Source organism: Streptomyces sp. NPDC050738, assembly GCF_040654175.1.
Taxonomy (GTDB): Bacteria; Actinomycetota; Actinomycetes; order Streptomycetales; family Streptomycetaceae; genus Streptomyces.
In genome coordinates this window covers 109,432-122,183 of record NZ_JBFAHN010000003.1, presented here as the reverse complement: position 1 = coordinate 122,183, position 12,752 = coordinate 109,432, and the positions used below count along the sequence as shown (strand labels likewise).

11 protein-coding genes are annotated in these 12,752 nt (G+C 70.3%); 6 read left to right on the top strand and 5 right to left on the bottom strand.

From position 1 onward, the window contains the following. Window positions 1–66 precede the first annotated feature (66 nt). On the bottom strand, window positions 67–1,494 hold the full coding sequence (locus AB0H78_RS08610; protein ID WP_363233532.1) for an amino acid permease: 1,428 nt from the start codon (window positions 1,492–1,494) through the stop codon (window positions 67–69). A 98-nt stretch (window positions 1,495–1,592) separates the two neighbouring features. Continuing rightward, complete coding sequence (locus tag AB0H78_RS08605; protein WP_363234075.1) at window positions 1,593–2,990, bottom strand: amino acid permease; 1,398 nt, start codon at window positions 2,988–2,990, stop codon at window positions 1,593–1,595. 251 nt (window positions 2,991–3,241) lie between these two features. On the opposite strand from AB0H78_RS08605, the gene AB0H78_RS08600 reads away from it, so the two are divergent. Then, a complete protein-coding gene (locus AB0H78_RS08600) occupies window positions 3,242–3,841 on the top strand; it encodes a biotin transporter BioY (RefSeq protein ID WP_363233531.1) in 600 nt (199 codons plus the stop codon). 95 nt (window positions 3,842–3,936) lie between these two features. Here AB0H78_RS08600 and AB0H78_RS08595 read toward each other — a convergent pair whose 3' ends face one another. Continuing rightward, window positions 3,937–4,665 (bottom strand): hypothetical protein, encoded by a 729-nt coding sequence (locus AB0H78_RS08595; RefSeq protein ID WP_363233530.1) that lies wholly within the window; start codon window positions 4,663–4,665, stop codon window positions 3,937–3,939. 135 nt (window positions 4,666–4,800) lie between these two features. Between AB0H78_RS08595 and AB0H78_RS08590 the strand changes: the two genes are divergently transcribed. Then, a complete protein-coding gene (locus AB0H78_RS08590; RefSeq protein WP_363233529.1) occupies window positions 4,801–6,489 on the top strand; it encodes a protein kinase in 1,689 nt (562 codons plus the stop codon). Here AB0H78_RS08590 and AB0H78_RS08585 read toward each other — a convergent pair. Then, window positions 6,453–7,883: an amino acid permease gene (locus tag AB0H78_RS08585; RefSeq protein ID WP_363233528.1), complete on the bottom strand. Its 1,431-nt coding sequence runs from the start codon at window positions 7,881–7,883 to the stop codon at window positions 6,453–6,455. The genes AB0H78_RS08590 and AB0H78_RS08585 overlap by 37 nt on opposite strands. A gap of 86 nt (window positions 7,884–7,969) precedes the next feature. On the opposite strand from AB0H78_RS08585, the gene AB0H78_RS08580 reads away from it, so the two are divergent. Together AB0H78_RS08580 and AB0H78_RS08575 are read left to right on the top strand one after the other, a co-directional pair. Continuing rightward, window positions 7,970–8,461, top strand: coding sequence for a ribose-5-phosphate isomerase (locus AB0H78_RS08580; protein WP_363233527.1), 492 nt, complete (start codon window positions 7,970–7,972; stop codon window positions 8,459–8,461). A gap of 8 nt (window positions 8,462–8,469) precedes the next feature. Then, window positions 8,470–9,279 carry a DNA-formamidopyrimidine glycosylase family protein gene (locus AB0H78_RS08575; protein ID WP_363233526.1) on the top strand — a complete coding sequence of 270 codons (810 nt, stop codon included), beginning with the start codon at window positions 8,470–8,472 and terminating at the stop codon, window positions 9,277–9,279. On the opposite strand, the gene AB0H78_RS08570 is transcribed toward AB0H78_RS08575, so the two are convergent. Continuing rightward, entirely contained in the window at window positions 9,267–10,496 is a 1,230-nt protein-coding gene (locus AB0H78_RS08570) for a GNAT family N-acetyltransferase (RefSeq protein ID WP_363233525.1), read from the bottom strand. The genes AB0H78_RS08575 and AB0H78_RS08570 overlap by 13 nt on opposite strands. Before the next feature lie 105 nt (window positions 10,497–10,601). Here AB0H78_RS08570 and AB0H78_RS08565 point away from each other — a divergent pair, with 105 nt between their 5' ends. Continuing rightward, window positions 10,602–11,765, top strand: a complete 1,164-nt coding sequence (locus tag AB0H78_RS08565) for a PP2C family protein-serine/threonine phosphatase (RefSeq protein ID WP_363233524.1) — start codon at window positions 10,602–10,604, stop codon at window positions 11,763–11,765. Between the two features lie 138 nt (window positions 11,766–11,903). Then, a complete protein-coding gene (locus AB0H78_RS08560) occupies window positions 11,904–12,737 on the top strand; it encodes an ABC transporter ATP-binding protein (RefSeq protein ID WP_363233523.1) in 834 nt (277 codons plus the stop codon). Window positions 12,738–12,752: the final 15 nt, after the last annotated feature.

Below are 12,752 nucleotides of genomic sequence, written 5' to 3'. Positions count from 1 at the left end.
CATTAAAAAACACCCCCTGGACCGAGGGGTCCAGGGGGTGTCGTGGTGGTGCGTGGCGTTACGGGATCAGGCGGCGTACGCCGACTTCGCGGCGTCGCGGCGCTGCTTGGCGTAGCCCCCGCCGGCCAGCGCGGCGACCAGGATGGCCGAGACATAGAGCTGGTCGCGGCCGCCGGACGTGGTGGCCATCGCGACGAAGACTCCGGCGATCGCGACGATCGCGACCCAGGTCAGATAAGGGAAGCCCCACATCTTCACGGTCAGCAGCTCGGGAGACTCGCGCTCCAGGCGGCGGCGCATCTTCAGCTGGGTGAAGCAGATGAAGGCCCAGACGACCAGGACGGCGCAGCCGGTGGTGTTCATCAGCCAGGTGAAGACCGTGTCGGGCCACAGGACTCCGGCCTCGACGGCCGCGAAGCCGAACACGCAGGAGGCGATCACGGCGGGCATCGGGACGCCCTTGACGACCTTCCCCAGGAAGCGGGGGCCCTGGCCTCGGGCGACCAGCGAGTAGGACATGCGCGAGGCGCCGTAGATGTTGGCGTTCATCGCGGAGAGCAGCGCGATCAGGACCACGATCTTCATGATCGTGGCGGCGGCGGGGATGTCCAGGTCCTGGAGCACGGTGACGTACGGGCCGTTCTTGGCCACGTTCGGGTCGTCCCACGGGACCAGGGTGACGATGAGAGCCATCGAGCCGACGTAGAAGATCGCGATGCGCCACACGGCGGTGCGTACGGCGCGCGCCACGTTCTTGCGCGGGTGGTCGGACTCGGCCGCGGCGATGGTGACCGTCTCCAGGCCGCCGTACGCGAAGACCGCGGTCAGCAGCCCGGCGATCAGGCCCGACGTACCAGTCGGGAAGAAGCCGCCGTCGCCGGTCAGGTACGCGTCGCCCGGCGCGTCGCCGAAGACGCCGCAGATGCCGAGGATGCCGATGACCAGGAAGGCCGAGATGGCCAGGACCTTGATGCCCGAGAAGATGAACTCGAACTCGCCGAAGTTCTTCACGGCGGCCAGGTTGGTCAGACAGAAGAAGACCATGAAGATCGCGACCCAGCCGTATGCCGGGATGAAGCCGGCCCAGCCGTGCATGATCGCGCCGGCCGCTGTGGCCTCGGCGGCCACGCCGCAGCAGAGCATGATCCAGTACATCCAGCCCGAGGTGACCCCGGCCCAGGCGCCGATCTCCTTCTCCGCGTGCACCGAGAAGGAGCCGGTCGCGGGGCGGGCCGCGGACATCTCGCCGAGCATCCGCATGATCAGCATGACGACCGCACCAGCACCCGCGAAGAGCAGCACGATGGCCGGACCTGCCGCTGCGATGCCTGCGCCGGAGCCTACGAAGAGGCCGGCGCCGATGACGCCGCCGAGGGCGATCATCGAGAGGTGACGCTGCTTGAGACCGTGCGTCAGGGCGGAACCCGACGCTTCCTCCGGGGTCTCCGGGGTCGTATCAGTCTTCGCCTTTTCGGGCGCTGTTGTCCGAGTCATGGTCGTGCCTGTTCAGTACGTGAGACGGGGGACGGTCCCACAGTCTGAAGTCGTGCACCGCTCAACGGTAGTGAACGCCCGCTATGCGGACACCTGGCTCACCGACGGTGACCACGCGGCTCCCGACCGCGCAGCTCTCTCAGGCCTGCGACCACGAGCACGGCGGCCGTCGCCCCCAGCGACCAGAGCAACTGCGGCCGCGCCGCCCGGTCGGTGAGCATCAGCACGAATACGGCCGCGAGCGCGACCAGCGTCGCCCAGGTCAGCCACGGGAACGCCCACATGCGCAGCTGCAGCAGCTCTGGGGTGTCCCGCTCGATCTTGCGCCGCAGCCGCAGCTGCGAGGCGGCGATCATCGCCCAGACGAAGAGCAGCACCGCGCCGACCGCGTTCAGCATGTAGAGGAAGACCGAGTCGGGCCACTTCAGATTGAGCAGTACGGAGACGAAGCCGAAGGCCACCGAGGCGAGCACCGCACGGCGCGGGACGTTCCCCGAGACCTTGAGCAGCCCGCGCGGTGCCTCACCGCGCTCGGCCAGCGAGAAGATCATGCGCGAGGAGCCGTAGAGGTTGGCGTTCAGGGCCGAGAGCAGCGCCACGAAGATGACGATGTTCATGATGGTCCCGGCCGACGGAATGCCGATCGCGTCCAGCACGGTGACGTACGGGGAGAGCCCCGCGTGCTGCGCCGTCCACGGCAGCACGGTCACGATGACCAGCATCGAGCCGACGTAGAAGAAGAGGATCCGGAAGACCGCGCTGCGCACCGCACGGCTGACCGCGCGCGCCGGGTCGTCGGTCTCGGCCGCCGCGATCGTGACGACCTCCAGGCCGCCGAAGGCGAAGACGACGGTCAGGACACCGGAGACGACGCCGTGCCAGCCGTTGGGCAGGAAGCCGCCCTGGCCGGTCAGGTTGGTGAGGCCCACGGGATCTGTGTCGGGGAGCAGGCCGAAGACCGCGAGCGTGCCGAGGATCAGGAAGAGGACGATCGCCCCGACCTTCAGCGCCGCGAACCAGAACTCGAACTCGCCGAAGTTCTTCACGGCCGCCAGGTTGGCCACGGTGAAGACCACCATGAAGATCAGCACCCAGAGCCACTGCGCGACCCCCGGCACCCACTGATTGGCGATCTGCGCCGCCGCGGTCGCCTCCACGGCGAGCACGACGACCAGCAGGAACCAGTAGAGCCACCCCGCCGTGAATCCGGCCCAGCGCCCCAGCGCACGCTCGGCGTGCACGGAGAAGGACCCGGAGGCGGGGATCGCCGCCGACATCTCGCCGAGCATCCGCATCACCAGCATCGCGAGGGTGCCCGCGAACAGATACGAGAGCACGATTCCCGGGCCCGCGACCTCGATCCCCGCACCCGAACCCACGAACAGGCCGGCGCCGATCACCCCGCCGAGGCCGAGCATGGTCAGGTGGCGCTGCTTGAGTCCGTGGGAGAGGGGCTCGGCCCCGGTGGGAGGGCCGGCGGGCGGTGCGTCGGACATGGTGCTCGTCACTCTCGGATGATTTATCGGGAACCTACAGTCTCCCCACGGACTGCCCCGTTCCGCAAAACCGATACACCCCCTTGGACCTCCAGTGACCAGCGTCACTCCCGCCGAGGTGTACTTCCCGCTCTTTGTGCGAACCCCACCAAGGTCCCAACCTCCGCTTTGTGGGCCACAGATGGTGATCGCGCCCTGGCCTGTCGGCTAACGTCACCCTGTCCCCACCTGCCAGCCACCGCGGAGTCCCGATGAGCACTGCTGCCACCACCCGCCCCGGAGCGGTCCTCGCCGACCTGCTGCCCGCGATGCCCGCCACGCGTGTCCGGTACGCCGTGGACGCGGCCCTGGTCGTCGGCGGCGCCGCACTCACCGGCATCGCGGCGCAGATAGCCGTCCCGATCCCCGGGTCCCCGGTCCCCATCACAGGCCAGACCTTCGCCGTACTGCTCACCGGCGCGGCCCTCGGCGCCCGCCGGGGCTTCCTGGCCCTCGCGCTGTACGCGCTGGTCGGCATGGCGGGCATGCCGTGGTTCCAGAACGGCACCTCCGGTCCGGGCGGCGCCACCTTCGGCTACGTCCTCGGCATGCTGCTCGCCTCCACCGTGGTCGGTGCGCTGGCGCGCCGCGGCGGCGACCGCTCGGTGCTGCGCACCGCGGGCACGATGGTCCTCGGCTCGGCCCTCGTCTACGCCGTCGGCGTCCCGTACCTGGCCCTCTCCACCGGGATGTCCCTGACCGCCGCCGTCGCGGCGGGCCTGACCCCGTTCCTGATCGGCGACGCCGTGAAGGCGGCCCTCGCCATGGGCGCGCTGCCGTCCGCCTGGAAGCTCGCAGGACGCCGCGGCTGACGCCAGGCACCTGAGCACCCGAGCACCTGAGCACCGAAGAGGGCCCGCATCCCCCAAGGGACACGGGCCCTCTCTCGTACGTCCGTACGCACTGATCAGTGACGCGCCGCCCTGTGCGACCTGGTGGTCCACCAGATCCCGCCGCCGCCCACCAGCAGCAGCGCCCCGCCGACGAGCCCGGCGGGCAGAGCCACCCCGGCCCCCGTCTTGGGCAGTCCGCCGCCCGAACCCGGAGCCTCGGAAGGCTGCGCGGGACCGGCCGGAACGTTGTCCGTGCCGAGCAGCAGCGGAGTGTCCGGCGCGTTCGGCGTCGGCTTCGTCGTCCCGAAGGGGATCGGACCCTGCTGCCAGAAGACCTTCTCGCTGGTGCCCTCGGTCACCGGCAGACAGATCTGGCCCTTGGCCTTCAGGTCATAAGTCGCCGACACCTGGTACGACTTGCTCTTGCCCGCCGCCAAGTTGTCCATGACACAGGCGAATCCGCTGTTGACCCCCTTGAGCAGCCTCCCCTTCGGGATCGCGATGCAGCCGTCGACCCCCGTGATCTTCATCCCGCCGAGGCCGAGCACCGACAGCGTGATCGGACCGCTGTCCTTCGTCCCGCCGTTGGAGACCTTCGCGGTCAGACCACTCGTCGTCCCCGCCTTGTTGTCCACCTTGATCTGCTTGGGCAGTTCGGTGGTCAGCTTCACCCCGGCAGGCACGCTCGGCCCCGCCTTGCCGCCCTGACCGCTTCCCGGGTCGTCGGCGGCAGCCGTGAAAGGCAGAAATAGAACAGCCGCAGCAGTGGCGGCAATTAACGCCCCGAAACGTTTTCCTTGCATTTCCCCATCCCCCTCAACCGCGCAGGATGCAGCAGTATTGAAGGGGTACCACAAGATCTCGTAGAACTATGCTGTCATGGTGGCAAGTTCATGCTTCTGTGCTGATCACAGCTGGTACTGAGGGGGTGGGCGTGAATGCCGGGGAATGTGAGCGGCGGGGTGCAGGGGTTATTGATCGCGACCCGTTACCGACTGGGCGAAATCATCGGCCAGGGAGGGATGGGGCGTGTGTGGCAGGCGGCGGACGAGATACTCGACCGGCGTGTGGCGATAAAGGAAATGCGCATCGACGATCTCGACGCCGAGGACAGCCGTATCCGGCGCGAGCGGACCCTGCGCGAGGCCCGTGCGACCGCCAGGATCGACCATCCGAACGTGGTCAGGGTCTACGACGTGGTCGAGGAGGGCGACCGGCTGTGGATCGTGATGGAGCTCGTCGCCTCGCGCTCCCTGGAGAAAGTCCTCATCGAGGACGGCCCGTTGAGCCCGCGCGAGGCGGCCAGGGTCGGCATGGGGCTGGTCGCCGCGCTGCGTGAGGTGCACGCGGTGGGCGTGCTGCACCGGGACATCAAGCCGGGCAACGTCCTGCTCGGCCCCACCGGCCGGATCGTCCTCACCGACTTCGGTATCGCGGCCATCCAGGACACCACCTCGCTCACCGTCGTCGGCATGCTGGTCGGCTCGCCCGACTACATGGCCCCCGAGCGGGTCGGCGGCCGCCCGCAGGGCCCGCCGTCCGACCTCTGGTCGCTGGGCGCCACGCTCTGTGCCGCGGTCGCCGGCACCTCGCCGTTCTCGCGGCCCACGACGCTCGCCACGCTCCACGCGGTGCTGTACGAGGAGCCCGAACTGCCCAGCGCGGCGGGCCCGTTGGCCCCCGTCCTGGCGGCCCTTCTGGTCAAGGAACCGGAGCGGCGCCCCAGCCTGGACGCGGTGTACGAGCGCCTGGAGCCGATCGCGGCACCGCCCACGGTCCGGGCGCCCGCCCCCGTACCCCAGGACGCCCTGCCCACCCAGTCGGCGCCCACCAGGCCCGCGCCCCCGCCTCCGCAGGCGGCTGCCGAGCACCCGCCGTCGTCCCAGGAGAGCTCCGCGCCGCCCCAGGCGCAGCCGGGGCCGCAGTCGCAGCCCCGGCCAGGTCCCTCGGGCGACCCGACGCTGACCGTGCGCAGGACCGTACCGCCCCCACGCGCACCGTCCGCGCCGGACTCCGGCACCCGCCGCAACCGCAGGCGCAACCGCATCCTGGTGGCCGCCACGGCGGCCGCGGCCGCCGCGGTCGCCGTCGTCATGATCCTCACGTCAGGGGACCCGGGTTCGGGCAACTCCTCGAAGGGCAGCACCAGTTCGCCCGCCCCCACGGTCGCGGGCACCTCGCGCCCCCCGACCACGACAGCCGCCGTCCCGCCCGGCACGCAGAGCGAGACCGGCTTCGCCTGGACGCCGCCCAAGGGCTGGACGCGCAACGCCAAGTCCCCGTCGAACGTCCACTACCACTCGCCGGACGGGCTGCAGGAGACCTCGGGGACATACGGGCTCGCCTCCGGCGGCGACCTCATGACCCAGTGGATCAAGGCCGAACGCGGCTCGCACGACGTCCCCGGCTACAAGAAGATCCGGCTGGAGAACACCACGTTCAAGGACCGGCCCGCGATCATCTGGGAGTACTTCTTCACCCAGAACGGCACGTCCTGGAAGGCCCGCCAGACGGGCTTCGACGCCGGAGGCAAGTCGTACCAGGTCAACATCTGGTACGACGCGAGCACCGAGACCTCCGCCCTGCGCACCTACGACGGGGTGATGTCGTCCTTCACCCCGCTCTGAGCGCGGCTGCGCTCGCGCGCCAGAGCAACTCCCAGCACCAGCAGGCCCACCAGGACCGACATGATCATCTGGGGTCGCCCGTCCTTGTCGTACACCATGTATCCGACGACGAACAGGATGAGCGCGATCGTCGCGTACGTCAGATACGGGTACAGCCACATCTTCACGGTCAGCAGCTCAGGAGTCTCGCGCTCGATCTTCCGCCGCATCCGCAGCTGCGAGAGGCAGATGACCAGCCAGACGAAGAGCGCGACCGCGCCCGAGGAGTTCAGCAGGAACTTGAACACGGTGTCCGGCGAGACGTAGTTGAAGCCGACCGCGACGAACCCGAAGGCGACCGAGGCCCAGATCGCCACGGCCGGCACCCCGCCCCTGTTGACGGTCGCGAAGGACTTCGGCGCGTCCCCGCGCTGCCCGAGCGAGAAGGCCATCCGGGAGGCCGTGTACAGACCGGAGTTGAGGCAGGAGAGCACGGCGGTCAGGACGACGATGTCCATGATGGTGCCCGCGCCCTTGATGTCGAGGGAGTCCAGCACGGCGACGTACGGGCTCTCCTTCACGGCCGCCGAGTCCCACGGAAGCAGCGTCACGATCACCAGGATCGACCCGATGTAGAAGAGCGCGATGCGCCAGATGACGCTGTTGACGGCCTTGCGGACGGCGTCCACCGGATTGGGTGATTCGGCGGCCGCGAGGGTGACGATCTCCGAGCCCATGAAGCTGAAGACGACCAGCAGCATCCCCGAGAGAATCGCCCCGGGCCCGTTCGGCAGGAATCCGCCGTGCCCCGTCAGATTCGCCATGCCCACCGCGTCGTCGCCCGGCGGCAGTCCGAAGATGGCGAGCGCCCCGATGAGGATGAAGGCGACGATCGCCACGACCTTGATCCCGGCGAACCAGAACTCGAACTCCCCGAAGGACCCGACCGAGACCAGATTGGTCCCCGTCAGCGCCAGCATGACCAGCAGCGCCCAGCCCCACTGCGGGATGCCCGGCACCCACCCGGTCAGGATGGTCGCCGCGGCGGTCGCCTCGACGGCGAGCACCACGGCCCAGAAGAACCAGTACAGCCATCCGATGGTGAAGCCCGCCCACCGCCCGAGCGCGCGGTCCGCGTAGGTCGAGAAGGACCCCGAGACCGGGTCGGCCGCGGCCATCTCGCCCAGCATCCGCATCACGAGCACGACGAGCAGCCCGGTGAGCGCGTACGAGAGCAGGATCCCGGGCCCGGCGGCGGCGATACCCGCACCCGAACCGACGAAGAGGCCCGCCCCGATGACGCCGCCGATCGCGATCATCGACAGATGCCGGTTCTTCAGCCCGGCCTGGAGACCGTCGGGGGAGTCCCCGGCCGGCGGGCGTTCCGTAACCTCGACAGGGGGAGTGGTCGCCATGCGGTCTGTCCTTAATGTCGGAGACGGGGCGCGCCATACGTGCCCCGACCAGGCGTCGCGCCTACCCGCCATGCCACACTCGACACATGCGCGTGTACCTCGGCTCCGATCATGCCGGTTTCGAACTCAAGAACCACCTCGTCGAGTGGCTCAAGGCCCATGGCCACGAGCCCGTGGACTGCGGTCCGCACATCTACGACGCCGTGGACGACTATCCGCCGTTCTGCCTCCGTGCCGCCGAGAAGACGGCCGCGGACAGCGACAGCCTCGGCATCGTGATCGGCGGGTCCGGCAACGGCGAGCAGATCGCCGCGAACAAGGTCAAGGGCGTACGGGCGATCCTCGCCTGGAGCGAGGAGACAGCGGCGCTCGGGCGTGAGCACAACGACGCCAACGTCATCTCGATCGGCGGCCGGATGCACACCCTCGACGAGATGACGAAGTTCATCGAGATCTTCCTCGCCACCCCCTTCACGGGCGAGGAGCGCCACCAGCGCCGTATCGACATGCTCTCGGCGTACGAGCAGACGGGCGTCCTCCCCCCGGTCCCGGCCCACCACCCGCAGCCCGAGGCCTAGAAACCCCCGTGCCCGAGGGTCACACGATCCACCGACTGGCCGCCGACCACTACGAGAGGTTCGGCGGCCGGCCTGTGCGTGCGTCCAGCCCGCAGGGAAAGTTCTCCGACGGCGCCGCACTGATCGACGCCCGCCCCATGACGTCCACCGAGGCGCACGGCAAACACCTCTTCCTCGGCTTCGACGGCCCCGCCTGGATCCACATCCACCTGGGCCTCTTCGGCAAGCTGGGTTTCGGTACGACCCCCGCGCCGCCGTCCACGGACACGGTCCGCCTGCGCCTGCTGGGCGAATCCGACTACGCGGACCTGCGCGGCCCCACGACCTGCGCCCTGATCACGGACGCGGAGAAGCAGGCGATACACGCCCGCCTGGGCCCGGACCCGCTGCGTCCCGGGGACGACCCGGACAAGGCCTGGCACCGTATCTCCCGCTCCCGCACGACGATCGCGGCGCTCCTCATGGACCAGAAGGTCGTGGCAGGAGTGGGCAACGTCTACCGCGCGGAGGTCCTCTTCCGCCACGGCATCGACCCGTACCGCGCGGGCAAGGACGTCACCCGCGCGGAATGGGACGCGATGTGGGCGGACCTGGCCGCCCTGATGCGCGAAGGCGTACGCCACAACCGCATCGACACGGTCCGCCCCGAACACACCCCGGAGGCGATGAACCGCGCCCCCCGGGTGGACGACCACGGCGGCGAGGTCTACGTCTACCGCCGGGCGTCCATGCCGTGCCACCTCTGCGGCACCGAGATCCGCACGGCGCCTCTCGCGGCCCGCAACCTCTTCTGGTGCCCCACCTGTCAGAAGCCGTGAGGCAGCCAGGGCGCGACATCGGAGCCGAAGGCCACTGACGCCTCGCCCAGCGCCCCGCCCCGCACCTCCCGTACGAGACCGCCCCCCGCCAGCGCCGACAGCGACACCCCGCCCAGATACGCCGCACCCAACTCCCGCACGGACAGGGCGAGATCGGCCGCATCCCCGGTCCGCGTGCACGAAGCCCCCTTCGCGTCCCCGCTGAGCCGCCAACGCCCGCTGTTCCACGGGCAGAACGCGTCGTCCACCTCGAACACCACGTCCACCGGCGTCTGATACGTCCGCGCCTCCAGCGCCGCCCCCACCTCCACCAGCCGCACATGCAGCGAGTCCCGCTCCCGCAGCGCGCACCGCCGGATGTCGGAGGCGAGGTACTGCCACGGGTCGTCGACGGGGCGGTTGCCCACCCGCACGGTCGACGTCAGGTCGATCGAACAGAGGAAGCGCCACAGCGCCGCGTACGCCACCGGGTCCAGGGCGTCCAGTTCCCGGAGCGTCACCGTCCCCTTGGGCCCGCTCACATCCCACTCGGGCTTGGTGTGGAACCGTACGTACCCCACCACCTCCCCGTCCCGCTCCGCCAGCACGCACTGGACCGGCGACGCGCCCTCGCGGTCGGCGGGCGGGTCGAGCAGCGGCAGCCGCTCCCAGCCCGGGGTGCGGGCGAGCATTCCGGGCCGTGAGCCGATCGACGCCGCGTAGACGGCTTCGCACTGCGCGGCCGCCGCCCGCGGATCGGCATACCGCAGCCGTACGCCGTCGACCCCTGGGGGCATCGTGAAGGTCACACGGTGCGTATCGATCTCCGCCTTCAACTGGCGGGTGGCGGCCGCGTAGCCGAAGCGCCCGTAGATCGCCGGCTCGGAGGCGGTCAGCACGGCGAGGGGCTCGCCCCACGCCCGTACGTCGTCCAGCTGCCTGCGCATCATCGAGGTGAGCACCCCGCGCCGGCGATGCGTCGCGGCGACACTGACCATGGTCACGCCGGCGGCCGGCACGAAAGCCCCGCCGGGCACGCTCACCCGGAAGCGGAAGACCCCGGCGGTCCCGACGCACTCGTCACCGTCCCAGGCGCCGATGAACCTCTCGTGCTCGGTCAGGTCCCGGTAGAGATCACGTTCTTCGTCGGACTCCAGAACGCCTCCGAAGGCGCGCTCCAACTTGCCGTACCAGTCGGCCCATTCGTCCGGACGCAGCACCCGCAGCTCGGTCGTCATATGCCATGCCTACCAGGACCCACCGCGCCGGGCGAGCCGATTTCGAACGCAATGTCACAGGGGTCCCCCTGCGCGGACCCGGCCCGGGTGGATAAGGTCCGAGGAATGACCGGCGGCGGAGCGGAGTCCTTCACGGCCCGGATGCGCATGAGGCTGCATCGGGTCAGGGTCGGCGTGCGCAAATCCGGTGTGGACTACTTCCGCGGCGACGGCTCCGAGTGGATGGCCCTGTCCGCACTGCTCCTCACCGTCCCCGCGATCGCCGCGCTGACGATGGCGATGCCCGTCTGGTGCGCACCCTCAGCCCTGGTCCTGCCCATCGTGGCCGGCGGTCTGCTGCTGCGCCCCGCGAGCCTGCTCGGCCTGTACGCGGCTGCCGCGGCGGCGCTCATCGTGGAGTCCGTGCTGCTCGGCCCGTACACGGAAGGCCCGGGCAGGGTGACCCCGGGAACGGTCCTCACGGTCGCGGCCTGCGGGCTCTTCGGGCTGCTCATCGCGCAGTTCCGCAGCCGGGTCGGGGTTCCGTGGCGGCGCGGCGGGACCATGCTCTTCGACCTCCGTGAGCGGATCCGCGTACAGAGCAAGCTGCCGCGCCTCCCGCAGGGCTGGCACCGCGAGATGGCCCTGCGCCCGGCCGGCGGCCAGTCCTTCTCCGGAGACTTCGTGGTCGCCGCCCGTACGGGCAACAGCGGCCGCACCCTCGAAGTGGTCCTCACGGACGTCTCCGGCAAGGGCATGGACGCGGGCTCCCGCGCCCTGCTCCTGTCCGGCGCCTTCGGCGGCCTCCTCGGCTCGCTGCCCCCGCACGGATTCCTTCCCGCGGCCAACGGCTATCTGCTGCGCCAGGACTGGGACGAGGGCTTCGCGACCTCGATCCACCTGGTGCTCGACCTGGACTCCGGCGACTACGAACTGCTCTCCGCGGGCCACCTTCCCGCCCTCCAGCTGCACGCGGGCAGCGGCCGCTGGGAGGAGAAGTCGGGGGAGGGGCCCCTGCTCGGTGTCTACGACGGGGCGCAGTTCGACCCCGTCAAGGGGAGCCTGCGCCCGGGCGACGTCCTGATGATGTTCACGGACGGCCTGGTCGAATCGCCGGAGCGCGACATCAGCGAGGGCATGGACCGGCTGACGGGGGAGGCGGACCGCTATGTGTCCTCGACCTTCGAGGGCGCGGCCTGGCACCTGATCGAGGCGGTGGCCAAGGACGTCAACGACGACCGCGCGCTGCTGCTGATCTGCCGCGACAGCGACGCGGGCCCGGTCCTCTGACCCGGAGGCGGGCCCCTTGGTAGGGCTTTCCCCACCCCCGATCCGCCAGCAGCCGCCATGGTTCCCCGGCCCCCTTGATCCGTAGCGTCGAAGCGTAGAAACACAGACATCGGGCGGATCCGGAAGGCGGACAACACCATGGGGCTGCGACGCGGCAAGCGGGACCGGGGCGACCTGCACGCCACCAGCACGGGCGGTGCGCCCGGTGCGGCCGGCGCGGTCACCGACTGGGCGGTCGAACTCCGCGGTGTGCGCCGTCAGTACGGCCGCGGCTCCTCGGCCGTCCACGCCCTGCGCGGCGTCGACATCTCTCTCCCGCGGGGCAGTTTCACCGCGGTCATGGGCCCTTCGGGCTCAGGCAAGTCGACGTTCCTGCAGTGCGCCGCCGGCCTGGACCGGCCCACCGACGGGTCGGTGCGCCTCGGCTCCACCGAGATCACCGGCATGAGCGAGAACAAGCTCACCGCCCTGCGCCGCTCCCGCCTGGGCTTCGTCTTCCAGGCGTTCAACCTGCTGCCGTCCCTCACCGTCGAGCAGAACATCCTGCTCCCGATGAGGCTGGCGGGAGAGCGCCAGGACCGCCGACGCGCGGCCGAACTCCTCGCCCAGGTAGGGCTGGACGGCAAGGGGAAGCGCCGCCCCGGCGAACTCTCCGGCGGCCAGCAGCAGCGCGTGGCGATCGCCCGCGCCCTGGTCACCCGCCCCGACGTGATCTTCGCCGACGAGCCGACGGGCGCCCTGGACACCACGACGGCCGCCGAGGTCCTGGCCCTCCTGCGCGACGCGGTGGACCGGCTCGGCGCGACCGTCGTCATGGTCACCCACGACCCCGCGGCGGCCGCCTACGCGGACCGCGTCCTCTTCCTGGCCGACGGCGAGATCGCCGACAGCCTCCCGCGCGCCACCGCCCCGCAGATCGCGTCCAGGATGACGGCGCTCACCGCCCCGGCCTACGCACGGGTGGCCGCGTAACCAAACCAGTCGATT

Excerpts from the sequence above, each read along its gene's own strand:
- AB0H78_RS08590 (WP_363233529.1), top strand. The coding sequence starts at position 4,801 with ATGCCGGGGAATGTGAGCGGCGGGGTGCAGGGGTTATTGATCGCGACC.
- AB0H78_RS08570 (WP_363233525.1), bottom strand. The coding sequence starts at position 10,496 with ATGACGACCGAGCTGCGGGTGCTGCGTCCGGACGAATGGGCCGACTGG.
- AB0H78_RS08605 (WP_363234075.1), bottom strand. The coding sequence starts at position 2,990 with ATGTCCGACGCACCGCCCGCCGGCCCTCCCACCGGGGCCGAGCCCCTC.
- AB0H78_RS08560 (WP_363233523.1), top strand. The coding sequence starts at position 11,904 with ATGGGGCTGCGACGCGGCAAGCGGGACCGGGGCGACCTGCACGCCACC.
- AB0H78_RS08610 (WP_363233532.1), bottom strand. The coding sequence starts at position 1,494 with ATGACTCGGACAACAGCGCCCGAAAAGGCGAAGACTGATACGACCCCG.
- AB0H78_RS08600 (WP_363233531.1), top strand. The coding sequence starts at position 3,242 with ATGAGCACTGCTGCCACCACCCGCCCCGGAGCGGTCCTCGCCGACCTG.
- AB0H78_RS08595 (WP_363233530.1), bottom strand. The coding sequence starts at position 4,665 with ATGCAAGGAAAACGTTTCGGGGCGTTAATTGCCGCCACTGCTGCGGCT.
- AB0H78_RS08580 (WP_363233527.1), top strand. The coding sequence starts at position 7,970 with ATGCGCGTGTACCTCGGCTCCGATCATGCCGGTTTCGAACTCAAGAAC.
- AB0H78_RS08585 (WP_363233528.1), bottom strand. The coding sequence starts at position 7,883 with ATGGCGACCACTCCCCCTGTCGAGGTTACGGAACGCCCGCCGGCCGGG.
- AB0H78_RS08565 (WP_363233524.1), top strand. The coding sequence starts at position 10,602 with ATGACCGGCGGCGGAGCGGAGTCCTTCACGGCCCGGATGCGCATGAGG.